Origin of the sequence: Pseudomonas sp. USHLN015 (genome assembly GCF_037153275.1) — a bacterium.
GTDB classification, from domain to species: domain Bacteria; phylum Pseudomonadota; class Gammaproteobacteria; order Pseudomonadales; family Pseudomonadaceae; genus Metapseudomonas; species Metapseudomonas tohonis.
In genome coordinates, this window is sequence record NZ_JBBCKP010000005.1 from 297,791 (window position 1) to 321,331 (window position 23,541).

23 protein-coding genes are annotated in these 23,541 nt (G+C 66.3%); 3 read left to right on the forward strand and 20 right to left on the reverse strand.

Annotation, left to right across the window (positions count from 1 at the left end):
- Window positions 1-6 precede the first annotated feature (6 nt).
- Window positions 7-756, forward strand: coding sequence for a 3-oxoacyl-ACP reductase family protein (locus WFQ67_RS12360; RefSeq protein ID WP_213625344.1), 750 nt, complete (start codon window positions 7-9; stop codon window positions 754-756).
- A 136-nt stretch (window positions 757-892) separates the two neighbouring features.
- Here WFQ67_RS12360 and WFQ67_RS12365 read toward each other — a convergent pair whose 3' ends face one another.
- The 8 genes from WFQ67_RS12365 to WFQ67_RS12400 form a co-directional block, all read right to left on the reverse strand.
- On the reverse strand, window positions 893-2,215 hold the full coding sequence (locus WFQ67_RS12365; protein WP_337057031.1) for a sigma-54-dependent transcriptional regulator: 1,323 nt from the start codon (window positions 2,213-2,215) through the stop codon (window positions 893-895).
- Entirely contained in the window at window positions 2,212-4,119 is a 1,908-nt protein-coding gene (locus tag WFQ67_RS12370; protein ID WP_337057032.1) for a sensor histidine kinase, read from the reverse strand. Before WFQ67_RS12370 ends, WFQ67_RS12365 begins: the two co-directional genes overlap by 4 nt.
- 94 nt (window positions 4,120-4,213) lie before the next feature.
- Entirely contained in the window at window positions 4,214-4,948 is a 735-nt protein-coding gene (locus WFQ67_RS12375) for an amino acid ABC transporter ATP-binding protein (protein WP_271103278.1), read from the reverse strand.
- On the reverse strand, window positions 4,945-5,613 hold the full coding sequence (locus WFQ67_RS12380; protein ID WP_173178273.1) for an amino acid ABC transporter permease: 669 nt from the start codon (window positions 5,611-5,613) through the stop codon (window positions 4,945-4,947). The genes WFQ67_RS12375 and WFQ67_RS12380 overlap by 4 nt, the downstream gene beginning before the upstream one ends.
- The gene (locus WFQ67_RS12385; protein WP_213625340.1) at window positions 5,610-6,356 is read right to left on the reverse strand and encodes an amino acid ABC transporter permease; all 747 of its coding nucleotides are present in this window, start codon (window positions 6,354-6,356) and stop codon (window positions 5,610-5,612) included. Before WFQ67_RS12385 ends, WFQ67_RS12380 begins: the two co-directional genes overlap by 4 nt.
- 194 nt (window positions 6,357-6,550) lie before the next feature.
- Window positions 6,551-7,459 (reverse strand): glutamate/aspartate ABC transporter substrate-binding protein, encoded by a 909-nt coding sequence (locus WFQ67_RS12390; RefSeq protein WP_213625339.1) that lies wholly within the window; start codon window positions 7,457-7,459, stop codon window positions 6,551-6,553.
- 425 nt (window positions 7,460-7,884) lie between these two features.
- Window positions 7,885-8,772, reverse strand: coding sequence for an SDR family NAD(P)-dependent oxidoreductase (locus WFQ67_RS12395; protein ID WP_173178271.1), 888 nt, complete (start codon window positions 8,770-8,772; stop codon window positions 7,885-7,887).
- Complete coding sequence (locus tag WFQ67_RS12400) at window positions 8,769-10,334, reverse strand: flavin-containing monooxygenase (protein WP_213625338.1); 1,566 nt, start codon at window positions 10,332-10,334, stop codon at window positions 8,769-8,771. The genes WFQ67_RS12395 and WFQ67_RS12400 overlap by 4 nt, the downstream gene beginning before the upstream one ends.
- A 114-nt stretch (window positions 10,335-10,448) precedes the next feature.
- Here WFQ67_RS12400 and WFQ67_RS12405 point away from each other — a divergent pair, with 114 nt between their 5' ends.
- Entirely contained in the window at window positions 10,449-11,180 is a 732-nt protein-coding gene (locus WFQ67_RS12405; protein ID WP_213625337.1) for a TetR family transcriptional regulator, read from the forward strand.
- Window positions 11,181-11,311: 131 nt separating this feature from the next.
- On the opposite strand, the gene WFQ67_RS12410 is transcribed toward WFQ67_RS12405, so the two are convergent.
- The 4 genes from WFQ67_RS12410 to fnr all read right to left on the reverse strand — a co-directional run bounded on the left by WFQ67_RS12410 (window position 11,312) and on the right by fnr (window position 14,752).
- Complete coding sequence (locus WFQ67_RS12410) at window positions 11,312-12,148, reverse strand: metal-dependent hydrolase (RefSeq protein WP_173178268.1); 837 nt, start codon at window positions 12,146-12,148, stop codon at window positions 11,312-11,314.
- A gap of 138 nt (window positions 12,149-12,286) precedes the next feature.
- Window positions 12,287-13,258 carry a fatty acid desaturase family protein gene (locus tag WFQ67_RS12415; protein ID WP_337057033.1) on the reverse strand — a complete coding sequence of 324 codons (972 nt, stop codon included), beginning with the start codon at window positions 13,256-13,258 and terminating at the stop codon, window positions 12,287-12,289.
- 158 nt (window positions 13,259-13,416) lie between these two features.
- Window positions 13,417-13,965, reverse strand: coding sequence for an adenine phosphoribosyltransferase (locus WFQ67_RS12420; protein WP_173178266.1), 549 nt, complete (start codon window positions 13,963-13,965; stop codon window positions 13,417-13,419).
- A gap of 52 nt (window positions 13,966-14,017) precedes the next feature.
- Complete coding sequence (fnr, locus tag WFQ67_RS12425) at window positions 14,018-14,752, reverse strand: fumarate/nitrate reduction transcriptional regulator Fnr (RefSeq protein ID WP_111260405.1); 735 nt, start codon at window positions 14,750-14,752, stop codon at window positions 14,018-14,020.
- A 149-nt stretch (window positions 14,753-14,901) separates the two neighbouring features.
- On the opposite strand from fnr, the gene WFQ67_RS12430 reads away from it, so the two are divergent.
- A complete protein-coding gene (locus WFQ67_RS12430; protein WP_244862910.1) occupies window positions 14,902-15,387 on the forward strand; it encodes a hypothetical protein in 486 nt (161 codons plus the stop codon).
- Between the two features lie 6 nt (window positions 15,388-15,393).
- On the opposite strand, the gene hemN is transcribed toward WFQ67_RS12430, so the two are convergent.
- The 8 genes from hemN to WFQ67_RS12470 all read right to left on the reverse strand — a co-directional run bounded on the left by hemN (window position 15,394) and on the right by WFQ67_RS12470 (window position 23,539).
- Window positions 15,394-16,776: an oxygen-independent coproporphyrinogen III oxidase gene (hemN, locus tag WFQ67_RS12435; protein ID WP_213625335.1), complete on the reverse strand. Its 1,383-nt coding sequence runs from the start codon at window positions 16,774-16,776 to the stop codon at window positions 15,394-15,396.
- A 163-nt stretch (window positions 16,777-16,939) separates the two neighbouring features.
- Window positions 16,940-17,623, reverse strand: coding sequence for a sulfite exporter TauE/SafE family protein (locus WFQ67_RS12440; protein ID WP_337057036.1), 684 nt, complete (start codon window positions 17,621-17,623; stop codon window positions 16,940-16,942).
- Window positions 17,616-17,846: a cbb3-type cytochrome oxidase assembly protein CcoS gene (gene ccoS / locus WFQ67_RS12445; RefSeq protein WP_173178262.1), complete on the reverse strand. Its 231-nt coding sequence runs from the start codon at window positions 17,844-17,846 to the stop codon at window positions 17,616-17,618. Before ccoS ends, WFQ67_RS12440 begins: the two co-directional genes overlap by 8 nt.
- Window positions 17,847-17,906: 60 nt before the next feature.
- Window positions 17,907-20,306: a heavy metal translocating P-type ATPase gene (locus WFQ67_RS12450; RefSeq protein ID WP_337057038.1), complete on the reverse strand. Its 2,400-nt coding sequence runs from the start codon at window positions 20,304-20,306 to the stop codon at window positions 17,907-17,909.
- A 9-nt stretch (window positions 20,307-20,315) separates the two neighbouring features.
- Window positions 20,316-20,816, reverse strand: coding sequence for a FixH family protein (locus tag WFQ67_RS12455; protein WP_173178260.1), 501 nt, complete (start codon window positions 20,814-20,816; stop codon window positions 20,316-20,318).
- Between the two features lie 14 nt (window positions 20,817-20,830).
- The gene (gene ccoG, locus WFQ67_RS12460) at window positions 20,831-22,246 is read right to left on the reverse strand and encodes a cytochrome c oxidase accessory protein CcoG (protein ID WP_173178259.1); all 1,416 of its coding nucleotides are present in this window, start codon (window positions 22,244-22,246) and stop codon (window positions 20,831-20,833) included.
- Window positions 22,247-22,379: 133 nt separating this feature from the next.
- On the reverse strand, window positions 22,380-23,354 hold the full coding sequence (gene ccoP, locus WFQ67_RS12465; RefSeq protein WP_263150091.1) for a cytochrome-c oxidase, cbb3-type subunit III: 975 nt from the start codon (window positions 23,352-23,354) through the stop codon (window positions 22,380-22,382).
- Window positions 23,351-23,539, reverse strand: a complete 189-nt coding sequence (locus tag WFQ67_RS12470; protein WP_111260397.1) for a cbb3-type cytochrome oxidase subunit 3 — start codon at window positions 23,537-23,539, stop codon at window positions 23,351-23,353. Before WFQ67_RS12470 ends, ccoP begins: the two co-directional genes overlap by 4 nt.
- Between the last annotated feature and the right edge of the window lie 2 nt (window positions 23,540-23,541).

Below are 23,541 nucleotides of genomic sequence, written 5' to 3' on the forward strand. Positions count from 1 at the left end.
ACCATCATGACCTCGACTCAAACGCTCAGCGGCAAGGTTGCATTCATCCAGGGCGGCTCCCGCGGCATCGGCGCCGCCATCGCCAAGCGCCTGGCCCGCGAAGGCGCCGCCGTCGCACTGACCTACGCCGCCTCCGGCCAGGCCGCCGAAGAGGTGGTGAAAGCCATCGAAGCGGCGGGTGGCCGCGCCCTGGCGGTCAAGGCCGACAGCAGCGACGAGCAGGCCCTGCGCGGCGCCATCCGCTATACCGTCGATACCTTCGGGCGCCTCGACATCCTGGTGAACAACGCCGGCGTGCTGGCGGTGGCGCCCATCGAGGAGTTCGCCATCGAAGACCTCGACCGCACCCTGTCGGTGAACGTGCGCAGCGTGGTGATCGCCAGCCAGGAAGCTGCCCGGCTGATGGGCGAGGGCGGTCGCATCATCACCATCGGCAGCACCAACGCCGAACGCATGCCCTTTGCCGGTGGCTCGGTCTATGCCCTGAGCAAGGCGGCGGTGGCCGGCTTCACCAAGGGCCTGGCCCGCGACCTGGGGCCGCGCGGCATCACCGTGAACAACGTGCAACCCGGCCCGGTGGACACCGACATGAACCCGGCCGAGGGCGACTTCGCCGACTCCCTCAAGCAACTGATGGCCCTGCCGCGCTACGGCCAGGCCGAGGAGATCGCCAGCTTCGTGGCCTACCTGGCCGGCCCGGAAGCGGGCTACATCACCGGTGCCAACCTGACCATCGATGGGGGGTTCTCGGCCTGACGCTTCGGGTGCAAGGGAAACGCCGGCCATTGGGCCGGCGTTTTCGTTTGTGGGGTAGACCAGCTGATCTTGGAAGGTAGGAGCGAGCTCTGCTCGCGAAGAGCATCGCGAATGAATTCGCTCCCACAGGAGCCGGTCACAGGCCGTATTTCTTGACCTTGTCGAACAGCGTGGTCTTGGCCATGCCGAGGGCGATGGCGGCCTGGCTGAGATTGCCGCCGTGGCGTTCGAGGGCATCGCCCAGGAGGCTGCGTTCGAAGGCTTCCACGGCTTCGGCGAAGCTGGGTTCGTTGCCGTCCAGGGCCAGGCCGGTCTTCTTGAACACGGGCAGGCCGAGGGCGAAGCGTTCGGCGACGTTGCGCAGTTCGCGCACGTTGCCGGGCCAGTCGTGGGCCATGAGGCTGGAAACGGTGGCGCGGTCCAGCTCCGGTACGGCGCGGTCGAAGCGCAGCGAGGCCAGCTGCAGGAAGTGATCGAACAGCAGCAGGATGTCCTCGCGGCGGTCGCGCAGCGGCGGCAGTTCCAGGGTCACCACGTTGAGGCGGTAGTAGAGGTCGCTGCGGAACTGGCCGGCCTTGCCCTGTTCGTCGAGGTCGGCCTTGGTGGCGGCGACCACGCGGCAGTCCACGGGGATCGGCTGGTTGGAGCCGAGGCGCTCCAGGGTCTGCTCCTGCAGCACGCGGAGGAACTTGATCTGCAGGTTCATGGGCATGCTCTCGATCTCGTCGAGGAACAGCGTGCCGTTGTGGGCGTGCTCGATCTTTCCGATGCGGCGCTTGCCGGCGCCGGTGAAGGCGTGGGCCTCGTGGCCGAAGATCTCGCTGTCGAACAGGTTCTCCGGCAGGCCGCCGCAGTTGAGCGCGACGAACTGGTTGGACTGGCGCCGGCTGTAGTCGTGCAGGCAGCGGGCGACCAGTTCCTTGCCGGTGCCGGTCTCGCCTTCGATCAGCACGTTGGCGGCGGTGTCGGCCACGTTGGCGATCAGCTCGCGCAGTGCCTGCATGGCCGGCGAGCGGCCGATGATGCGCTGCTCCAGGGATTGCCGGCCGGCCAGTTGGCGGCGCAGTGCGGATACTTCGCGGGCGAGGCCGCGTTGCTCCAAGGCGCGGCGGGCGACGTCCACCAGGCGCTCGGGGGAGAAGGGCTTCTCCATGAAGTCGTAGGCGCCGTCGCGCATGGCGCCCACCGCCATGCTGATGTCGCCATGGCCGGTGATCAGTACCACCGGCAGGCTGCGGTCGCGGGCCTTGAGGCGGGCGAGCAGCTCCAGGCCGTCGATGCCGGGCAGGCGGATGTCGCTGATGACGATGCCGGCGAAGTCGGCGCTCACCCGTTCGAGGGCTTCCTCGGCACTGCCGACACCGATGCTGGTGATGTCTTCCAGGGCCAGGGCCTGCTGGCAGCCAAGCAGGACGTGGGGGTCGTCTTCGACGATGAGGACGCTGAGCGGCTCGGTCATGGGCTGGGGCTCGCTTCGGGAGTGGCGCGGGCGACCTGGGGCAGGCGCAGCTCGAACGCCGTGCCACCGTCTTCCGGGTGCTGCGCGCCGAGGCTGCCGCCCGCCGCGGTGGCGAGGCTGGCGGAGAGGGTGAGGCCAAGGCCCAGGCCGTGTTCGCCGGGCTTGGTGGTGAAGAAGGGTTCGAACAGGTGCTCGCGCACGGCCGGGGAGATTCCGGGGCCGTTGTCACGCACGCGCAGGACGTAGGTGGCGCCCTCGTCGTGGCCGTCGAGCCAGAGCTGGCAATCGGCCTGGCCGCTCATGGCGTCAAGGGCGTTGGCGATGAGGTTGACGAGGATCTGCTCCAGGCGGGTCTGGTCGATGGCCAGCCGGGCATCGGCGAAGGTGCGGTGCAGGGTCAGCGGGGTGTGTTCCAGCCGTGTGTGGAGGATGAACAGCGCGGCATCCACGGCCTTGCCCAGGCTGGCCTGGCCGTGGTCGTCGGCACGCCGGGCGAAGGCGCGCAGGCTGGCGGTGATGCGGCCCATGCGATCGACCAGTTCGTTGATGGCGGTGAGGTTGGTGCTGGCCACGTCGAGGGCACCGCGCTGGAGGAAGCGCACGGTGTTGCCCGAGAGGGTGCGCAGGGCGGCCAGGGGTTGGTTGAGTTCGTGGGCGATGCTGGTGGACATCTGGCCGATCACCGCCAGCTTGCCGGCCTGGACCAGGCCGTCCTGGGCCTTGCGCAGGTTTTCCTCGGTCTGCCGCCGCTCGCGGATCTCGCCCATCAGGCGCTGGTTGCTGGCGCGCAGGTCCTGGGTGCGTTCGGCGATCTTGCGCTCCAGTTCGTTGTTGGCCTGCAGCAGCGCCTCGCGGGCGGCGAGACGGGTGGCGAGCACCTTGCGCCGCTCGTTCCAGGCGATGCCGAGGAAGGCCAGCAGGGCCAGCCCGGCGGCGGCGAGCAGGCCGTGGATGATGGCTTCGCGGCGCAGGTCGGCCAGGGGCGAGAGCAGGGTGAAGTGCCAGGGTGTATCGCTGAGCGGGCGGCTCTGCGCCAGGTAGACGGTTTCCTGTTCGCCACCGCCCGGCAGGGGCGAGGCGAAGCTGATGGCTTCCAGGCCGTCGCCGAGCTCCTCACGGTGGCGCGGCTGCCATTCGTTGAGCGCCCACCAGTGGTATTGCAGGCTGCGGGCCAGGCGCTCCTTGTCTTCGGCGGAGAGGGGGCGCACGGCCTTCATGCGCAGCATGGGGTCGCTGGAGAGGATGATGATGCCGTTCTCGTCGCTGACGAAGGCTTGCAGGCGGGCCTTTTCCCAGCGCTCCTGCAGGGCTTCGAGCTTCACCTTGACCACGGCGACGCCGATGATCCGGCCCTGGTAGCGCAGGCCATGGGCGAGGTAGTAGCCGGCCTCGCCGGTGGTACTGCCGATGCCGTAGAAGCGCCCGGGTTCGCCCTTCACCGCCTGCTGGAAATAGGCGCGGAAGGCCAGGTCCTCGCCGAGGAAGCTGTCGGCGTCGCGCCAGTTGCTGGTGGCCAGCACGCGGCCGTTGGTGTCGAGGAGGAAGATGGCGCGGTTGCCGCTGCGGCGGTTGAGCCCTTCGAGGTAGTCGTTGACCAGGTTGCGCCGGTAGGGCGTGGGGTTGAGCAGCAGGTGGCTGACGCTGGACTCCAGCTCCAGCAGGCTGGGCAGGTAGGTGTAGCGGTTGATCTCGCTCTCCACCGCGCGGGCGTGGAGTTCCAGCTGGCGCTCGCCGTTCTCGCGCAGGGCGCGGATGCCGGAGAGTTCGCTGAGGTGGTAGGCGATCCAGCCGGCCCCGAGCATGGCCAGGATCAGCAGCAGGGTCAGCGAGAGGTGGCGGAGCAGGCGCGGTTTCACGATCAATGCGGGCGGCACGGCGCGGAGGCTGGCGGGTGGGCATTGCATCATAAGTGGTCCGGGCCTTGCCAGTCGGCGCGCGGCGCCGAGCGGCGGGTGGCAGCGGCGGCCCCTCTCCGCGAAGGGAGAGGGGCGCGGCGCATCAGTGTTGCAGGATCTTGGCGAGGAACTGCTGGGCGCGCTCGGAGCGCTGGCCGACATCGCCGAAGAACTCCTCCTTGGGGCAGTCTTCGACGATCTGGCCGGCGTCCATGAAGATCACCCGGTCGGCGACCTTGCGGGCGAAGCCCATCTCGTGGGTCACGCACATCATGGTCATGCCTTCGTTGGCTAGCTGCACCATCACATCGAGCACTTCGTTGACCATTTCCGGGTCCAGCGCCGAGGTGGGTTCGTCGAACAGCATCACCACCGGGTCCATGGCCAGGGCACGGGCGATGGCGACGCGCTGTTGCTGGCCGCCGGAAAGCTGGCCGGGGTGCTTGTGGGCGTGGGCGGAGAGGCCGACGCGCTCCAGCAGCTTGAGGCCCTTGGCGGTGGCTTCCTCCTTGCTGCGGCCGAGCACCTTGATCTGCGCGATGGTGAGGTTCTCGGTGATGGTCAGGTGCGGGAACAGCTCGAAGTGCTGGAACACCATGCCGACGCGCGAGCGCAGCTTGGGCAGGTCGGTCTTCTTGTCGGCGATGGAGGTGCCGTCGACGACGATGTCGCCCTTCTGGAAGGGCTCCAGCGCGTTGACGCACTTGATCAGGGTGGATTTGCCGGAGCCGGACGGCCCGCAGACGACCACCACTTCACCTTTCTGGACTTCGGTGCTGCAGTCGGTCAGCACCTGGAATTCCCCGTACCACTTGTTGACGTTCTTGATCGAAATCATACGGCTAACCTTTTTTGCAGGAGCTTGACCAGCTGCGAGGCGGCGAAGCTGACGGTGAAGTACACCAGGCCGGCGAAGATGAGGAACTCGTGCGGCTGGCCGATGATGTCGCCACGGGAGCGGGCGGCGTTGAGGAAGTCCATCAGGCCCACGGTGTAAACGAGCGAGGTGTCCTGGAACAGGATGATGCTCTGCTGCAGGAGCAGCGGGGTCATCTTGCGGAACGCCTGGGGCAGGATGATCAGGCGCATGGTCTGGCCGTAGGTCATGCCCAGGGCCTGTGCCGCGCCCATCTGCCCGCGGGGGATGGCCTGGATGCCGGCGCGGACGATTTCGCAGAAGTACGCCGCCTCGAACATCATGAAGGCGATCAGGCACGAGGTGAACGCGCCGACGGGGGTGTCCTCGCCGGTGATCCAGCGCAGCACGAAGGGCACCGCGAAGTAGAACCAGGTGATCACCAGCAGTAGCGGGATGGAGCGGAAGTAGTTGACGTACAGGCCGCCGAGTTTCGACAGCAGCGGGTTGTGCGACAGGCGCATGAGCGCCAGCAGGGTGCCCAGGACCACGCCGCCGATGATGCCCAGCACCATCAGCTGCAGGGTCATCAGCATGCCGTCGACCAGACCGGGCAGGGCGGGGATGATTGCGCTGAAGTCCATCATTTGCCTCCTACGGAGATCAGGCCCGGGACCGCGACCTTGCGCTCCACCAGGCGCATGAGCAGCATCAGGCTCATGTTCAGGGTGAAGTAGATCAGCGTGGCCAGGGTGAAGGCCTCGAACAGGTTGGCGGAGAACTCGGCCGTCTGCTTGGTCTGCGCGAGCAGCTCCATCAGGCCGATGAGCGAGGCCACCGAGGAGTTCTTGAAGATGTTGAGGAACTCGCTGGTCAGCGGCGGGATGATGATGCGGAAGGCCTGCGGCAGCAGCACGTAGCGGTAGATCGCCGGCAGGCGGAAGCCCATGGCGCGGGCGGCGCCGAGCTGGCCCTTGGGCAGGGCCTGGATGCCGGTGCGGACCTGCTCGCAGACGCGTGCGGCGGTGAACAGGCCGAGGCACACGACCACGCTGAGGTAGGCGGAGGTGGCCGGGTTGAGGTCCTGCTTGAACCAGATTTCCAGCGGCTCGGGCAACAGGTCCGGCACCAGGAAGTACCAGAGGAACAGCTGCACCAGCAGCGGTACGTTGCGGAAGATTTCCACGTAGGTGGTGGCGATGCCGGACACCCAGCGGTTGGGCACGGTACGCATCACGCCGAGCAGCGAGCCCAGCAGGAGCGCGACGATCCAGCCGGCGAGGGCGATGGCGATGGTCCAGCCCAGGCCGGTGACGAACCAGTCCAGGTAGATCTCGCTGCCGATGCCGGTGGACTTGAAGAATACGCCCCAGTCCCAGTTGTAGTTCATCAGGGTTTTCCCCTCAGGGTTCTTGTCTTTCTGCGGTTGAAGGCAGTGGATGGGGAGTGGCTGCCGGATGCCCGGCTACCGCCCTCTCCCTGGCGGAAGAGGGGTGGGGAGCTGCGCCGTCCGGATTTCCGACCTGCACCGGCTCCCGTCACTCCCGGCCCCTCTCCGATGGGAGAGGGGGAGGCGCGGTGGCGTCAGATTTCTTCGGCCGACTTGTCGGTGGGGTTGGCGACCAGCTTCTTCAGCTCATCGCTCATGGGGAAGTTGAGGTTCAGGTTCTTCGGCGGGATGGGCTGGGTGAACCACTTGTCGTAGATGCCGTTGATCTCGCCCGAGGCGAAGGTATCGGCGATGGCCTTGTCGACCACTTTCTTGAAGGCTTCGTCGCCCTTGCGAACCATGCAGCCGTAGATCTCATAGGACTGCGGCTCGCCGGTCACGACCCAGTCGTCCGGCTTCTTGGCCTTGGCCATCTCACCGTAGAGCAGGGCGTCGTCCATCATGAAGGCGACCGCGCGGCCGGATTCCAGCATCAGGAAGGATTCGCCGTGGTCCTTGGCCGAGATGATGTTCATGCCCATCTGCTTGTCGGCGTTCATGGCCTTGAGCAGGCGCTCGGAGGTGGTGCCGGCGGTGGTCACCACGTTCTTGCCCTTGAGGTCGGCGAAGTCGTTGATGCCGGCGGTCTTCTTCGACAGCAGGCGGGTGCCGACTTCGAAGATGCCGACGGAGAAGCCGACCTGCTTCTGGCGCTCGAGGTTGTTGGTGGTGGAGCCGCACTCGATGTCGACGGTGCCGTTCTGCACCAGCGGGATGCGGGTCTGCGAGGTCACCAGGTTGTAGCGCACCTTCAGGTCCGGCAGGGCCAGTTCCTTCTTGATCGCCTCGACGACCTTGAGCTGGATGTCGTGGGAGTAGCCGACCGGTTTGCCCGGCTCGGTGCCGAGGTAGGAGAAGGGGATGGAGGCGTCGCGGTGACCGAGGACGATGGTGCCGCTGTCCTTGATCTTCTTCAGGGTGCCGGTCAGTTCTTCGGCGATTGCGGGAGCGGAAATCAGGGTCGCTGCGATGGCGGCGGCCAGAACCTTCGGAAGGATACGCATGTGTTTCAGTCCTCGACTTTGTTTGTTCTTATCGACGCCAGCGGTAAGGCGCCGTCGGGATCTGTAATGGCAGGATGCGTGCCATCTGTATGGTCGTGCTGATTTGTCTGTAATTTATTGATTTATAAGGTTTTATTTTTAATGGCTGGAGGGGCTTGGAGGCGGGGTGTTCGGGGTTCCGGCTTTGGTGGGTTTTATCGTTCGGATATCCGAACGGATTTTGCGGGAATGGGGGCGTGACGGGAGTGAAGGAGGGAAGGGGTGACAGGGAAGAGCAGGGCTTCGCGAGCAGAGCTCGCTCCTACGTGGGGTGTGCAGGTAGGTCGGGTGCAACCCGACGATAAGGGCTATACGACCACCGCGTAGCCCGGGCTTCAGCCCGGGGCGGGGAGCCGCCGGGTCGGGCGCGGGCTACGCGGGTTGGGTCAGTCCGCCAGGTTCTGCGCTTCCCGCTCCCGTCGGGGCTTGGGGGCGAAGCGTGCGGCCAGGCGCATGGAGGTGGTGACCAGGCGCTGGTAGAAGGTCGGCATCAGGCGCTGCATGCCGTCCAGGGCCCAGGCGTCGGCGCCGATGAGGATGCGCCGGTTGTCCTTGAGCACGCCGCGCAGGATCACCGAGGCGGCCTTGTCCGGGGTGGTGCGCAGCAGCTGGTCATTGAACTGCTTGCGGGCCTGGTCGGCTTCCTGGCCGACGACCCGGGCGAGGCTGTCGTTCATCCGCGCGGTCTTGGCGATGTTGGTCTTGATGCCGCCGGGGTGCACGCAGCTGGCGGAGACGCCGTTGCCTTCGATGTCCAGTTCCTGGCGCAGGGCTTCGGTGAAGCCGCGCACGGCGAACTTGGTGGCGTTGTAGGCGCTCATGCCTGGCTGGGAGAACAGCCCGAACACGCTGGAGACGTTGACCACATGGCCGTCGCCGGTGGCCTTGATGTGCGGCAGGAAGGCCTTGGTGCCGTGCATCACGCCCCAGAAGTTGATGTTCATGATCCACTCGTATTCGGCGTAGTCGCTGCCTTCGACGGTGCCGGCATGGGCGACGCCGGCGTTGTTGAAGATCAGGTTGACACGGCCGTGGTCGAGCACGACCTGGTCGGCCCAGGCATGCACGGCGTCGCGGTCGGCGACGTTGACCAGGGTGTCGGTGACCTGCACGCCGAGCTTGCGGGCCTGGGCGGCGGTTTCCGCCAGGCCCTCGGCGTTGACGTCGGAGAGCGCCAGGTGGCAGCCCTGGCGGGCCAGGCCGTAGGCGAGGGCGCGGCCGATGCCGGAGCCGGCGCCGGTGATCGCGGCGACCTTGTTCTCGAAGGACTTCATGCCGGTACTCCTTCTGCGGTTTCGGCGGGGGCGGCGAAGGTCAGCGGGCCCTGGGCGGCATGCACGGGCTGGATGCGGCTGAAGTGGTAGGCGGCCGGGTCGAAGTTGCGGGTCAGCAGGCGGAAGCGCCAGGTGAAGCCGGGCCATACGGTGCAGTTGCGGCCGCTGACCGGGTGGATGTACCAACTCTTGCAGCCGCCGGCGTTCCACACGGTATTGCCCAGGCTGCCCTGGATCTTGCCGTTGAATTTGTCCTGCACCTCGCGCTTGACCTCCAGGCTCTGCAGCTTGCGCTGGTCGAGCAGGTCGAGGGCGCCGAGCACGTAGTGGATCTGCGATTCGATCATGTAGACCATCGAGTTGTGGCCGAGGCCGGTATTCGGGCCCATGAGGAAGAACAGGTTGGGGAAGCCGGCGGTCATGGTGCCCTTGTAGGCCTCGGGGCCTTCCGGCCAGGTGTCGAGCAGGTCGACGCCGTTGCGGCCGAAGACCACGCCGCGCGGCAGCGGGTCGCTGGGGGTGAAGCCGGTGCCGAAGATGATGGCGTCCACCGGGCGTTCCTGGCCGTCACGGCTGACGATGCTGTTGGCGCGGATTTCCTTGATGCCGTCGGTGATCACGTCGACGTTGGGCTGGGTCAGCGAGGGGTAGTAGTCGTTGGAGATCAGCACGCGCTTGCAGCCCATGGTGTAGTCGGGCGTGACCTTGGCGCGCAGCGCCGGGTCCTTGATCTTGCGCTTGATGTAGCCCTTGGCGACCAGCTGGGCGAGCTTCATCACCTTGGGCGTCAGGGCGAAGCCGATCACGCGGCTTTCGAGGACGGCGTAGATGCCGCCGCGCCAGAGCTTCTGCAGGATGGGGAAGCGCTTGAAGCGCGAGCGCTCGTTCTCGCTGATGGCGCGGTCGGGCTTGGGCATGACCCAAGGCGCGGTGCGCTGGTAGAGGTCGAGCTGGCCGACCACTTTCTGGATCTGCGGGACGAACTGGATGGCCGAGGCGCCGGTGCCGATCACGGCGATGCGCTTGCCCGCCAGGTCATAGTCGTGGTCCCACTGCTGGGAATGGAAGCGCTTGCCGGCGAAGTTCTCCAGGCCGTCGAGGTGGGGGATGGAGGGGGTGGACAGGGCGCCCATGCCGGACACCACGAACTGCGCGGTGTAGTGGTTGCCGGCCGCGTCGTCGATGTGCCACAGCTCTTCGCTGTCGCTCCAGGCCACGCGGGTGATCTCGGTGCCGAGCAGGGTCTTGTCCTGAAGGCGGTATTTCTCCCAGCAGCCTTCAAGGTAGCTCTTGATCTCGCCCTGCTTGGCGAACATCCGCGTCCAGTTGGGGTTCGGCTCGAAGGAGAAGGAGTAGAGGTGCGATTGCACGTCGCAGCCGCAGCCCGGGTAGTTGTTGACGCGCCAGGTGCCGCCGACGCCGGCTTCCTTTTCGAACAGGAGGAAATCGTTCTCGCCTTTCTGCTTCAGGCGGATCGCCATGCCCAGGCCGGAGAAGCCGGAGCCGATGATGGCGACCTTGCAGTGGCGGGCAGGGGTGGGGGGTGATACGGGCGCGTTCATGGCCAAGCTCCTGTTATGCTTATTTTGTGGCGTATACAGCTGTATACCAATGTAGACAGATGTATACTCGCCAGCAAGCCATCGCGGTACAACCAACCTAAGGTAGGGTCAGCCATGAGTTCATTGCCGGACGACGGGCAGCAGTCGAAGGAGCGGGCGGTCGAGGCGCCGGGCAAGCGCCTGTTGATGGAGGCGGCCCTGCGCCTGTCCTCCCAGAGCCGCAGCTTGAGCAGCCTGGGCCTGCGTGAACTGGCGCGGGAGGCGGGGCTCAACCCGAACACCTTCTATCGCCATTTCAAGGACGTGGACGACCTGGGCCTGGCGATGATCCGCAACATCTCCACCCAGCTGCGCCAGCCGTTGCGTGACCTGCGTCGCGAGGCGGCGGCGCGTGCGGTACAGGGCGATCACGCGTCGATGCCCAAGCTGATGGGCATCGACATGGGGCGCGGCAAGCGCGTGTGCCATGAGACGGTGAACCTGTTCTTCGACTTCGTCGCCGATAACGCCGAGGCCTTCATCATCGGCGTGCGCGAGCTGCATGGCGCATCACCTGCCATGCGCGAGGCGCTGCGCGAGGTGATGGACGAGTTCGCCGACGACATGGCCGAGGACATCGTCGAGTTCAAGCTGCTGCCGGCGCTGGTGCCGGAGGCCGTGGTGCGGCGCGTTTCCAGCCTGATCAGCCGCAACCTGTTCCAGATGTCCCTGGATTTCATCGGCGAGCCTGCGCGTCGCGCCGAGATCCGCCTGGAGGCCGAGGAGCAGGTGCTGTTCCTTTTCACCGGCGCCAGCGTGTTGCAGGGCCTGGAGGCGATGGGGGCGGTCGGTGGCGGCGCGCGATAGGACCGGCACAGCGTAGAACCCATTGGTCTAGAGGCACAGAGCATGGGTTTCGCTGCGCTCTACGCCATCCTGCGAACGCTCAAGCAGAAAGCCCGGCGATTGCCGGGCTTTTTCGTTGGGCGCGATAGTGCTCAGCCGTTGAAGCCGAGACGCTCCTTCCAGCGCTTTTCCAGCGCCTTGGTGTCATGGTCGAAAGGGTGGAAGCCCGGGCGGTAGTAGTCCAGGTAGGGCTTGATCATGCGCGGGAAGTAGCCGGTGCGCAGGCTGAACAGGGTCTTCAGGCCGCGGCCCCAACTGCGCAGGTTGAACAGCTGGCCGTCCTTGCGCAGCAGGTGCAGCTGGAAGGCGCCGATCACGCCAATGAACATCACGGTGGTCAGGGCCATGGTGATGGTGCGCTCGAAGTAGCCGCCGCCGACCGCCATGTAGGCGTCGTAGCAGACCGCCTTGTGCTCGTTTTCCTCGATCGCGTGCCACATCCACAGCTGGTACATCTTCTGGTCGTCCATCTGCGTGCTGAGGTCTTCGCGGCGCAGCAGTTGCTCGGCCATGGTCGCGGTGAAGTGCTCGAGGGCGCAGGTGGCAGCCAGGCGCTGCTTCTTGGTGGTGAAGCGGGTGACCCATTCGAGCAGCACCTTGATGCGCAGCTCCAAGCGTTCCAGATCGATGCCGTGCTGGGCGGCATAGTCGTTGTAGGTGGCGTGTTCCTTGGAGTGCATGGCTTCCTGGCCGATGAAGGCGCTGATGTCCTTCTGCAGCTGCGGGTCGTCGATCTGGTCGCGCACGCCACGCACGCTGTCGACGAAGAACTTCTCGCCATAAGGGAAGAGCGACGACAGGTTGTTCATGAAGTGGCTCATGAAGGGATCGCCGCTCCACCAGTATTTTTGGGTGGCATCGAAGCTGAAGTCCATGCGGCGGACGGGGAAGTGGGCCTTGGGCAGGTTGGCGGCGGCGCTGGCGGTCATTGGGCAATCCTCGTGGTTGGGAGCCGTCCCTTGTTGTTGTCTGGCTCTTGCTGGCACGGATAACCGTGTCATCGAACGATGTAACTGTTGAGGATTAACGCAGGTTTCGCCTGGCTGCGCGGACCAACTTTCGGCGGGTTATGACGATTCCGTGGCCGGCTCGCTGACCCGGCGCAGCACATCCAGGTAGCCGGGGGGCGCCGCCACCAGGCCGCGCTGGCGCAGCAGCCGGTGCGCTTCCGGGAGGCGGAACCAGGGCAGCGCGGCCATGAGGTGATGCTCGATGTGGTAGTTCACCCGCAGCGGCGCCACGGTCGAACGGGCCAGCCAGCCGGCACGAGTGGTGCGGGTGTTGCGCAGCATGTCGCGGCCACGCTCGGTGCAGGCGTGCTCGGCCAGCGAGCGGATGCGCATGAACAGGCTGTAGGTGGTGAGGTTGGCCAGCCACCAGACGCCGAACAGCCAGAATTCGCCACAGGCGGCGAGCATGCCGGCCAGCAGGGCGTTGGCCAGCAGCATCGGGGTCATGTTGCGCAGGCCTTCGCGGGCGTAGTCGCGCCAGGTGCGGCCGTCGCGCGGGCGCCGCTTGACGTCGGCGGCGACGGTGTACTCCAGCACGCCCAGGTCCATCAGCAGTTGGCCGAACAGGCGGCGCAGGCCGCTGAGGCCGGAGAGGTCGCGGGCGAACTTGCGCAGCAGCGAGGCGCGGTGGGTGGGGAAGGGGCGCGAGAGGCTCCAGTCCGGGTCCTGGTCGGTGCCGGTGTGGGCGTGGTGGCGGATGTGGTGCTTGCGGTAGCGGGCGACGTCGACCCAGATGATCCGGGCACAGAGCCAGTCGGTGAGGCGGTCATTGAGCCAGCGGGTGCGGAACAGGGTGCCATGGGCGGCCTCGTGCATGAGGATGGCCAGGGCCAGCTGGCGCCCGCCGAGGATGACCAGGGCGAGTACGAGGGTCACCGGGTTCGGCCAGATGGCGAGCATGGCGAGGGCGGCGGCGATGATCGCCCAGGTGGAGCCGATGGCCCACCAGCCGGCGGCGTCGGAGCGCTGGCTCAGGCGCTGGATTTCTTCACGGCTGAAGCAGTCGGAGAGCTTGCTGCGAGGGTTCATGGCGACCTCTTGTCATGCGCAGGAGTCGCCATCATTGCCCGCACTCGCTGGCCCGGCCAGGGGCGCCCGGCGCTTTCGCGCGGGTGGCCGCAAGCCTGGCGCAAATGCCATGGGTTCAGACTTTGGAGGGATGGGGCCCGGCGTGCGGGCCCTGGGGATCACTTCTCGTCGAGGGCGAAGGCGGTGAGCGAGAAGGTGGGGATGCCGATGTCCTGCAGGCGCTGGGACCCGCCCAGTTCCGGCAGGTCGATGATGGCGGCGGCCTCGTACACGCTGGCGCCCATGCGGCGCACCAGTGCGGTGGCGGCCAGCAGGGTGCCGCCGGTGGCGATCAGGTCATCGAAGATCAGCACCTTGTCGCCGTCGCACAGGCTGTCGCTGTGCACTTCGAGGAAAGCTTCGCCGTATTCGGTCTGGTAGCCCTGGGCGAGGACATCGGCGGGCAGCTTGCCCTGCTTGCGGAACAGGACCAGCGGCTTGTTCAGTTCGTAGGCGACGATGGAGCCGATCAGGAAACCTCGGGCGTCCATGGCGGCGATGTGGCTGAACTCGGCTTCGACGTAGCGCTGGATGAAGCTGTCCACCACCAGGCGCAGGGCGCGGGGCGATTGGAACAGCGGGGTGATATCGCGGAAGACCACGCCGGGCTTGGGGAAGTCCACCACCGGGCGGATCAGGGTCTTGATATCGAATTCGTCGAAAATCATGGTGCGGAACCTGGAGAGGGGAGGAACGCCGGCCGAGCGGCCGGCGCGGGGGTCAGTCTTCGATGCTGCCGCCGGCGAGGGCGCAGAGCTCGATGGGATCGAGGATGTGCACTTCCTTGCCTTCGGCGGCGATCAGGTTGCCCTGCTGGAAGCGGGTGAACACGCGGGAGACGGTCTCCACCGCCAGGCCCAGGTAGTTGCCGATCTCGTTGCGCGACATGGCCAGGCGGAACTGGTTGGCCGAGAAGCCGCGGGCGCGGAAGCGCGCGGAGAGGTTGACCAGGAAGGTGGCGATGCGCTCGTCGGCGGTCTTCTTGGAGAGCAGCAGCATCATCTGCTGGTCATCGCGGATCTCGCGGCTCATGACGCGCATCAGCTGGCGGCGCAGCTGCGGCAGCTGCACGGAGAGCTCATCGAGGCGCTCGAAGGGGATTTCGCACACCGAGGTGGTTTCCAGCGCCTGGGCGGATACCGGGTAGAGCTCGGTGTCCATGCCGGAGAGCCCGACCAGCTCGCTGGGCAGGTGGAAGCCGGTGATCTGTTCCTCACCGGAGTCGGTGACACCGAACGTCTTCAGCGCGCCGGAGCGGACGGCGAATACGGACTCGAAGGTGTCGCCCTGGCGAAACAGGTAGTCCCCCTTCTTCAGCGGGCGGCCACGCTTGACGATCTCGTCCAGCGAGTCCATGTCTTCCATATTCAGCGACAGGGGCAGGCAGAGGGCGGCGAGGCTGCAGTCCTTGCAATGTGCCTGAGGCAGGTTGCGTACCTTGATGATCTCGGACATCCACGGATCCCTTGCAAAAGCAAACACACAATGGGCGTAAGGGTAACGCAGGGGCGCGCCGAGGGCTAGGAAAAGGCCTTTTCAATGACGTTCAAGTTCAACAGTGTGCTGCCGATATGCCGGTATTGATCCCAATGGAGCGAGTGATCATGAGGGTGGATATCTCCGGCTGGCCGCAGATCGGCCAGCGTTATGCCGCTGCGCGCAGCAGCGAGGCCAGGGACGCGGGGCAGGGCGACGAACGCGTGGAAGACGGCGGGCTGGATGAGCGCATCGGTCATGTCGGCATCCGCGTGAGCCTGTCCGAGGCCGGCAAGGCCCAGGCGAGCGAGGAGGCGAAGAAGAACCAGGACATCGACGAAAGCAGCCTTCCGGACAGCATCAAGCAGATCCTCAAGATGATCCGCAAGCTGAAGGAGGACCTGCGCGAGAAGATGGCCGAGCTCCAGTCGGTCGCCACCGACCAGGGGCTGGATGACGAGACGCGCATGCAGCGCATGGAAGGCCTGCAGAGCGAGGTGGCCAGCCTCAACGGTGCCATCAGTCAGGCCACGGCCAGCCTCATGAAGGCCATGCGCGAAGCGGGCCTGAGCGGCGACCAGATGCTCGAGGCCGCCCAGTTGCTGATGAAATGACGCGCTTCAGATCACCCGGGAGAAACGCTGGGTGGTCTCTGGCGTGAGGTAGTGGTCGAAGAGCATGCAGACCGAGCGCACCAGCAGGCGCCCGGTGGGCAGGATGTCGATGCCGCGATCGCTGAGGGCTATCAGCCCATCGGCTGCCATCTGCTCCAGCTGTGGCCAGATATCCGCGAAATACCCCCTGAACTCGATATTGAACAGCGCTTCGATGGACTGGAAGTCCAGTTCGAATTCGCAGATCAATTGCTGGATCACCGCGCGACGGATGCGGTCGTCCTCGGCGCAGGCGAGGCCGCGACGGGTGGCGAGCAGGCCGTTCTGCAGCTTCTCCTGGTAGGTGGTTATGTTGGCGTCGTTCTGGCAGTAGAGGTCGCCGATCTGGCTGATGGCCGAGACGCCGAGGCCGATCAGGTCGCAATGCCCGTGGGTGGTGTAGCCCTGGAAGTTGCGCTGCAGGCGGCCGTCTTCCTGGGCGATGGCCAGTTCGTCGTCCGGCAGGGCGAAGTGGTCCATGCCGATGTAGCGGTAGCCGGCCTGGGTCAGTTGCTCGATGCTGCGCTGGAGCATCTCCAGCTTGTGCCCGGGGCTCGGCAGCTCTTCGGCCTTGATGCGCCGCTGGGGCATGAAGCGCTCCGGCAGGTGGGCGTAGTTGAATACCGAGAGCCGGTCCGGCTGCAGGGCGATCACTTCGGCCACGGTGCGTGCGAAGCTCTCGGGGGTCTGGCGGGGCAGGCCGTAGATCAGGTCGATGTTCACCGAGCGGAACTGCAGGGTACGCGCCGCCTCGACGATGGCGCGGGTCTCCTCCAGGCTCTGCAGGCGATTGACCGCGCGCTGCACCGCCGGGTCGAGGTCCTGCACGCCCAGGCTGACGCGGTTGAAGCCCAGTTCGCGCAGCAGCCCCATGGTCGACCAGTCCGCTTCGCGCGGGTCGATCTCGATGCCGTAGTCCCCGGAGTCGTCGTCCAGCAGGCTGAAGTGCTGGCGCAGATGGGCCATCAGGCGGCGCAGTTCGTCGTGGCTGAGGAAGGTCGGGGTGCCGCCGCCGAAGTGCAGTTGCTCGACGCGCTGCTGCGGATCGAGATGGCAGGCGATGAGTTCGATCTCGCGCTCGAGTTTCTCCAGGTAGGGCAGGGCGCGGCCACGGTCCTTGGTGATGACCTTGTTGCAGGCGCAGTAGTAGCAGATGTTCGCGCAGAACGGCACGTGCACGTAGAGCGACAGGGGCCTCAGGGCCTTGCGGCTTTCCCGCAGCGCGTGGAGCAGGTCGAACGAGCCGATGCGTTCGTTGAACTGCACGGCGGTCGGGTAGGAGGTGTAGCGAGGGCCTGCCGCGTCGTAACGGCGGATCAGGCCAGCGTCCCAGCGAATATCGTCGAGCATGGGGGTATTCCAGGTTCAGCAGTCAGTGCCCGGCAGTCTAGGTGGCGCCTGATCCGTGCTTCTTGACCTGGGTCATGCTGTCGCAGCGCCCGGCCCCGGCGTTCGATGCTTGAGTCCCGCCATGCGTCGCCAGAGGCTTTCCAGCTTCCAGCTGGCTGCGTTGTCAGTGCCCCATCAGCCAGTGCTGGTGCGGGCCGGGCAGCGTCCAGATGCCGAAGAGGATCACCAGCACGCCGCCGGCGATGCGGATGCCGCGCTTGCGCAGCAGGGCGGTGAGGCGTTCGGCGGCGAGCCCGGTGGCCAGCAGCACCGGCCAGGTGCCGAGACCGAACGCCAGCATCAGCAAGGCGCTTTCGCTGGCCGAGCCCTGGCTGGCGGCCCACAGCAGGGTGCTGTAGACCAGGCCGCAGGGAAGCCAGCCCCAGAGGGCGCCGAGAAGCAACGCACGGGGCAGGCTGGAGACCGGCAGCAGCTTGCCCGCCACCGGCTGGATATGGCGCCAGAGGCCGCGCCCCAAGGCTTCGATGCGGGTCAGGCCGCTCCACCAGCCGGCGAGGTAGAGGCCCATGGCGATCAATAGCAGCGCGGCGATCACCCGCAGGACCATCGCGGCCGGACCGCTGGCCACGGCCCAGCCGGCCAGGCCGATGAGCAGGCCGGCAGCGGTGTAGCTGAGGATGCGGCCGAGGTTGTAGGCCAGCAGCAGGCGGAAGCGCCGGGCGCGCTGCTCGGGCGGGATGGCCAGGGTCAGGGCGCCCATCAGGCCGCCGCACATGCCGATGCAGTGACCACCGCCGAGCAGGCCGAGGATCATCGCCGAGACCAGCAGGGGCGCCAGTTCAAGCACCGCGCTTGTCCTCGGGTTCGTCTGCTCGCTCGCCATCCCCATCGACCTTGTCGGCTTCGGCGATCCCGCCCGTGTGGCCCGGGTCCTCGTCGTCGAAGAGGATGCTGTGGGCCGGGCCGTCGAGGTCGTCGTACTGGCCGCTGTCCACGGCCCAGAAGAATAGCCAGATGGCGAAGCCGACCAGGCCGATGGCGACGGGGATCAGGATGTATAGCGCGGGCATCGGGGGAATCTCGTTTGGGAACCTGGCGGAAGGCCGGTGGGGGAGCTCCCCCGCCGGTCTCTAGCTTCTGGCCAGTCGCAGGGCGTTGACCACCACCAGCAGCGAGCTGACCGACATGCCGAATGCGGCCCAGACCGGGGTGACCCAGCCCAGCGCCGCGAAGGGCAGGACCAGGCCATTGTACAGGGTCGCCCAGGCCAGGTTCTGGATGATGATGCGGCGCGTGCGGCTGGCCACCGTGATGGCCTGGACCAGGCTCTCCAGGCGGTTGGAGAGGAGCACCGCATCGGCGCTGGTCTTGGCCAGGTCGGTGGCGCTGCCCATGGCGACGCTGATGTCGGCGCCCGCGAGCACGGGAACGTCGTTGACGCCGTCGCCCAGCATCAGCACGCGGCGGCCCTGTTGGTGCAGCTCGCGCAACACGTCGAGCTTGGCGTCGGGGCTGAGGCCGCCACGGGCGTCGTCTATGCCGAGGCGGCAGGCGATCTCGCCGACCATCGGCGAGCTGTCGCCGGACAGCAGCATCACCTGCCAGCCACGGGCACGGCAGGCGTCGAGCAGCAGCGGTGCGTCTTCGCGCAGGCGGTCGTCCAGTACCAGCCAGGCCAGCGGGCCGTGCTCGTCGCCGAGCAGCAGCCATTGGCCGTTGGTGCCGGGAATCTGCGGCGCCGGCCAGTCACCCAGCTCGGCGACGAAGTCGGCCTGGCCGATGCGCAAACGACGCCCGTCCACCCGACCTTCGAGCCCCTTGCCGGGGACATTCTCCACCTGCTCGGCAGGGCGAGGGGCACGACCGAAGGCGCGGGCGATGGGGTGCTCCGAGCGGTTCTCCAGGGCCGCAGCCAGGGCCAGGCAGGTGTCGTTGTCGAGCGCGCCCAGGGGGTGGATGGCGCTGAGGGTGAGGCGCCCCTCGGTGAGGGTGCCGGTCTTGTCGAAGATCACCGTGTCGATCTGGTTCAGCCCTTCCAGCACATGGCCGCGGGTCAGCAGCAGGCCCAGCTTGTGCAGGCTGCCGGTGGCGGTGGTCAGTGCGGTGGGCGTCGCCAGCGCGAGCGCGCAGGGGCAGGTGGCGACCAACAGCGAGAGGACGATCCAGAAGGCCCGAGACGGGTCGATCTGCCACCAGGCGATGCCGACGATGGCGGCCGCCAGCAGGACGATGATCAGGAACCATTGCGCGACCTTGTCGGCCAGTTCGGCGAGGCGGGGCTTGTCCGCCTGGGCGCGTTCCAGCAATCGCACGATGGCGGAGAGACGGGTCTGGTCGCCGAGCGCCTGGACTTCCAGTGTCAGGGGGCCTTCGACGTTGAGCGTGCCGGCGGTGACGGTGTCGCCACGGCCGCGAAGCAGGGGCAGGTACTCGCCGGTGAGCAGGGATTCGTCGACGCTGGACTGGCCTTCGAGGATCAGGCCGTCGGCGGGCATCAGGGCGCCCGGCGGCACCAGGACGCGGTCGCCCACGGCCAGCTCGCCGAGGAGGATGCGCAGGCTTTGGCCGCTGTCGTCCAGGCGCAGGCAGGACGCGGGAAGCAGGTTGACCAGTTGCGCGGTGGCCGCTGCGGTGCGTTCGCGGGCGCGCCGCTCCAGGTATCGGCCGGCGAGGAGGAACAACGCGAACATGCCGACGGCGTCGAAATACAGTTCGCCGATGCCGGTGACGGTGGACCAGATGCCCGCGACGTAGGCACCGCCGATGGCCAGGGATACCGAGACGTCCATGCTCAGGTGGCGGGTGCGCAGGTCACGCAGGGCACCTCGGAAGAACTGGCCGCAGCAGTAGAAGACGATGGGGGTGGTGAGGAACAGGCTGACCCAGCGCAGGATCTTGTCCAGTTCCGGGCTCAGGTCGATGTTGAATTCGGGCCAGGTGGCCATGGCGGCCATCATCACCTGCATCCACAGCAGGCCGGCGACGCCGAGCTGGCGCATGGCACGCTTGTTCTCGGCAGCGAGGCGCTCGGCGGCGTCATCGGCCTTGTAGGGGTGGCCGGCGTAGCCGATGCGGCGCAGTTCCCTGAGCAGCTCGCTGAGGGGCAGCTGGCTATCGGACCAGCGCACCTGCAGGCGATGGTTGGACAGGTTGAGGCGCGCTTCGTCCACCCCGGGCAGGGTGCGCAGGTGCTTCTCGATCAGCCAGCCGCAGGCGGCGCAGCTGATGCCTTCGATCAGCAGGCTGGTTTCGCTGAGTTCGCCCTGGTGCTGGACGAAGGGGCGCTGCACGTCTTCACGATCGAACAGGGCCAGTTCATCGGGAAGCACGCTGGGCAGGGCATCGGGGTTGGCGGCGGTCTCGCTGCGGTGGCGGTAGTAGCTTTCCAGGCCGCCGGCGACGATGGCCTCGGCCACCGCCTGGCAACCCGGACAGCACATGGCCCGCGTCTCACCGAGAACGCGGGCCTCGTAAGGGCTGCCGGCAGGCACCGGCAGGCCGCAGTGGTAGCAGGAGAGGGGGGCGGACATGGGGCGTGCTTATTCGCCCAGCAGGGTCACGCTGCCGTTCTCGAGGGTTTCCTCCTCGAACAGGCGCCAGTCCTGGCCATCTTCCTGGCCGATGAGTTCGACGAAGCGGCGGCCGCTGACCGAGTCTTCCAGGTGGCCGCTGTAGAGGTCGCCGGATTGTGGCTGCAGGACGACGCGGCGGTCCTTTTCCTGCTGGGTGGGGGAGAGCAGGCTGAGCACCAGCTGCTGCGGGTGGCTGTTGCCGGTCAGGGTGACCTGGACCACGCCGCTCTGGTCGTCCAGGCGCACCTGGGCCTTCATGCCCAGGCGCTTGGCCAGTTCCTCGCGCTCGAGCGAGGTGTTGATGCCCTTGCCGACGTCGTAGTAGTTGTCGACCACCAGGCTCGGCGGGTTCTTGATGGCGATCACCAGCATCGAGGTGCCCAGCACAACGGAGGTGCCGAGGAGGCCGAGGATGAACCAGGGCCAGGGTTGCTTGTACCAGGGGCTTGCGGGAGATTCGGACTGCATGGGGATCTCGTTTTTCAGCGGACGCTGGGGCCGATGAAGCGGCTGTCAGCGTCGGTGGTGATGCCGGGATCGTCGGCCGAGCGGACCCGGAAGACGATGGTGTTGGTGCTGGAGGGCAGCTTCTCGGGGTCGATGGACAGCTCCACCGGTACCGACAGCACCTCGCCAGCTTCCGTCATGACCTGGCTCTTGCCCTCGTAGACGAGGCCGTCGAGGCCATCGGCTTCGATCACGAAGACCTGGTCCTTCTGGGACTTGTTCATGACCTTCAGGGTGTAGACGTTCTCGATGCGGCCCTGCTCGTTCTCGCGATACAGCACGCGATCCTTGATCACGTCCAGTTCCACCAGCGAGCGGGCGGCCACGGCGTAGCCGAACAGGCCGATCATCGCGACGAGAGCGGCAGCGTACCCGATCAGCCGCGGGCGCAGGAGGGTGGTCTGCTGCCCGTTCAGGTTGTGTTCAGTCGTGTAGCTGATCAGGCCCTTGGGATAGTTCATCTTCTCCATGATGCTGTCGCAGGCGTCGATACAGGCGGCGCAGCCGATGCACTCGATCTGCAGGCCGTCGCGGATGTCGATGCCGGTCGGGCAAACCTGGACGCACATGGTGCAGTCGATGCAGTCGCCGAGGCCCTGGGCCTTGTAGTCGACGTTCTTCTTGCGCGGGCCACGGGACTCGCCGCGACGCGGATCGTAGGAGACGATCAGGGTGTCCTTGTCGAACATCACGCTCTGGAAGCGAGCGTATGGGCACATGTAGATGCACACCTGCTCGCGCAGCCAGCCGGCGTTGCCGTAGGTGGCGAGGGTGAAGAAGCCGACCCAGAAATAGGCCCAGCCATCGGCATTGCCGGTGAAGAGGTCGAATACCAGTTCACGGATGGGGGTGAAGTAGCCGACGAAGGTGACGCCGGTGACGAAGCCGATCAGCAGCCAGAGGCTGTGCTTGGCCGACTTGCGCATGAGCTTGGAGCCGCTCATGGGGGCCTTGTCCAGCTTCATGCGCTGGTTGCGGTCGCCCTCGGTGACCTTTTCGCACCACATGAAGATCCAGGTCCAGACGCTCTGTGGGCAGGTGTAGCCGCACCAGACGCGACCGGCGAAGACGGTGATGAGGAACAGGCCGAAGGCGCAGATGATCAGCAGCCAGGACAGGAGGACGAAGTCCTGGGGCCAGAAGGTGGCGCCGAAGATGTAGAACTTGCGCTCGGGAAGGTTCCACCAGACGGCCTGGCGATCGTTCCAGCTCAGCCAGACGGTGCCGAAATAAAGCAGGAAGAGCAGCGCGCCGCCTGCCATGCGCAGGTTGCGGAAGATGCCGGTGAAGGCGCGGGTGTAGATCTTTTCACGGCTGGCGTAGAGGTCGGCGCTTGCACCGCTCTTGGCCGGGGGAGGGGTAATGTTCTGGACGGGGATCTGTTCGCTCATCTACTCATACCACGGCGGTTGGGGCTTGCCCCGATCGATGCTTGCCGAACGGGATCTTGTTGCCTGCCGCATATGGTACGCCCGATGGCGGCCTGCCATGTGCGACAGTGCGTCGCGCATGGCAGGCTTTGCGTTACTTGCTTTCGGTTTCTGCGGCGTTCTTGTGCGACAGACTGTAGACGTAAGCGGCGAGCAGGTGGACCTTGTCGTTGCCCAGGTGTTCTTCCTGAGCCGGCATGGTGCCCTGGCGGCCGTAACGGATGGTCTGCTGCAGCTGGGCGAAGGTGCTGCCGTAGATGAACGCGCCCGGGTGGGTCAGGTTCGGAGCGCCCATCGCCGGGGTGCCCTTGCCTTCCGGACCGTGGCACGCCACGCAGTTGGCAGCGAAGATCGCCTTGCCGGCTTCCGGATTCGCGTTGGCGTCCTTCGGCAGGTCACGACCATCCAGGGTCACGCGGACGAACGCGGCGACGTCACGTACGCCTTGCTCGCCGATGACTTCGCCCCAGGCGGGCATGATGCCGTGGCGGCCGCCGAGGATGGTGGTCTTGATGGTCTCGGGCTCGCCACCCCAGCGCCAGTCGGCGTCGGTCAGGTTGGGGAAACCGTAGGAGCCCTTGGCGTCGGAGCCGTGGCAGACCGAGCAGTTGGAGGCGAACAGGCGACCACCCATTTTCAGGGCTTTCTCGTCCTTGGCCACTTCCTCGATCGGCATGGCAGCGTACTTCTGGAACAGCGGGCCGTATTGCTTGTCGGCCTTGTCCATTTCCTTTTCCCACTGGTGGACACCGGTCCAGCCGGGCTGGCCGTCAGCGAAGGCCTTGCCCTCGGTGACTTCGCCGTAGCCGGGGAAGATGCCTTTCCAGTTGCCCATGCCCGGGTACAGGACCAGGTAGCCGACGGCGAAGATCAGGGTGCCGACGAACAGCATGAACCACCACTTGGGCAGCGGGTTGTCATATTCCTCGATACCGTCGAAGGCGTGGCCGACGGTTTCTTCGGTGCTTTCCTGGCGCTGGCCTTTGCGGGTGGCAAAGATCAGCACGGTCAGCGCCACCAGTGTGGCGCTGGTGAGTAGGGTTACGTACCAACTCCAGAACGTGGTCATTCGCTCTTACTCCTCGAAGCTTCTTCATCGCTCTTGGTGTTCGCTGGCTTGTCGTCGGCGAAGGGCAGGTTGGCAGCTTCGTCGAAGCTGCCCTTGCGCTTGCTGCTGTACGCCCAGAGCACGACGCCGATGAAGGCGACGAACACCAGGATGGTTCCCAGTCCGCGGACAGTCTGGATATCCATCG

What these genes read in the sequence shown, in the direction of transcription:
- WFQ67_RS12360 (WP_213625344.1), top strand. Translation starts at nt 7, where the DNA reads ATGACCTCGACTCAAACGCTCAGCGGCAAGGTTGCATTCATCCAGGGC.
- WFQ67_RS12365 (WP_337057031.1), bottom strand. Translation starts at nt 2,215, where the DNA reads ATGACCGAGCCGCTCAGCGTCCTCATCGTCGAAGACGACCCCCACGTC.
- WFQ67_RS12370 (WP_337057032.1), bottom strand. Translation starts at nt 4,119, where the DNA reads ATGCAATGCCCACCCGCCAGCCTCCGCGCCGTGCCGCCCGCATTGATC.
- WFQ67_RS12375 (WP_271103278.1), bottom strand. Translation starts at nt 4,948, where the DNA reads ATGATTTCGATCAAGAACGTCAACAAGTGGTACGGGGAATTCCAGGTG.
- WFQ67_RS12380 (WP_173178273.1), bottom strand. Translation starts at nt 5,613, where the DNA reads ATGATGGACTTCAGCGCAATCATCCCCGCCCTGCCCGGTCTGGTCGAC.
- WFQ67_RS12385 (WP_213625340.1), bottom strand. Translation starts at nt 6,356, where the DNA reads ATGAACTACAACTGGGACTGGGGCGTATTCTTCAAGTCCACCGGCATC.
- WFQ67_RS12390 (WP_213625339.1), bottom strand. Translation starts at nt 7,459, where the DNA reads ATGCGTATCCTTCCGAAGGTTCTGGCCGCCGCCATCGCAGCGACCCTG.
- WFQ67_RS12395 (WP_173178271.1), bottom strand. Translation starts at nt 8,772, where the DNA reads ATGAAGTCCTTCGAGAACAAGGTCGCCGCGATCACCGGCGCCGGCTCC.
- WFQ67_RS12400 (WP_213625338.1), bottom strand. Translation starts at nt 10,334, where the DNA reads ATGAACGCGCCCGTATCACCCCCCACCCCTGCCCGCCACTGCAAGGTC.
- WFQ67_RS12405 (WP_213625337.1), top strand. Translation starts at nt 10,449, where the DNA reads ATGAGTTCATTGCCGGACGACGGGCAGCAGTCGAAGGAGCGGGCGGTC.
- WFQ67_RS12410 (WP_173178268.1), bottom strand. Translation starts at nt 12,148, where the DNA reads ATGACCGCCAGCGCCGCCGCCAACCTGCCCAAGGCCCACTTCCCCGTC.
- WFQ67_RS12415 (WP_337057033.1), bottom strand. Translation starts at nt 13,258, where the DNA reads ATGAACCCTCGCAGCAAGCTCTCCGACTGCTTCAGCCGTGAAGAAATC.
- WFQ67_RS12420 (WP_173178266.1), bottom strand. Translation starts at nt 13,965, where the DNA reads ATGATTTTCGACGAATTCGATATCAAGACCCTGATCCGCCCGGTGGTG.
- fnr (WP_111260405.1), bottom strand. Translation starts at nt 14,752, where the DNA reads ATGTCCGAGATCATCAAGGTACGCAACCTGCCTCAGGCACATTGCAAG.
- WFQ67_RS12430 (WP_244862910.1), top strand. Translation starts at nt 14,902, where the DNA reads ATGAGGGTGGATATCTCCGGCTGGCCGCAGATCGGCCAGCGTTATGCC.
- hemN (WP_213625335.1), bottom strand. Translation starts at nt 16,776, where the DNA reads ATGCTCGACGATATTCGCTGGGACGCTGGCCTGATCCGCCGTTACGAC.
- ccoS (WP_173178262.1), bottom strand. Translation starts at nt 17,846, where the DNA reads ATGCCCGCGCTATACATCCTGATCCCCGTCGCCATCGGCCTGGTCGGC.
- WFQ67_RS12450 (WP_337057038.1), bottom strand. Translation starts at nt 20,306, where the DNA reads ATGTCCGCCCCCCTCTCCTGCTACCACTGCGGCCTGCCGGTGCCTGCC.
- WFQ67_RS12455 (WP_173178260.1), bottom strand. Translation starts at nt 20,816, where the DNA reads ATGCAGTCCGAATCTCCCGCAAGCCCCTGGTACAAGCAACCCTGGCCC.
- ccoG (WP_173178259.1), bottom strand. Translation starts at nt 22,246, where the DNA reads ATGAGCGAACAGATCCCCGTCCAGAACATTACCCCTCCCCCGGCCAAG.
- ccoP (WP_263150091.1), bottom strand. Translation starts at nt 23,354, where the DNA reads ATGACCACGTTCTGGAGTTGGTACGTAACCCTACTCACCAGCGCCACA.
- WFQ67_RS12470 (WP_111260397.1), bottom strand. Translation starts at nt 23,539, where the DNA reads ATGGATATCCAGACTGTCCGCGGACTGGGAACCATCCTGGTGTTCGTC.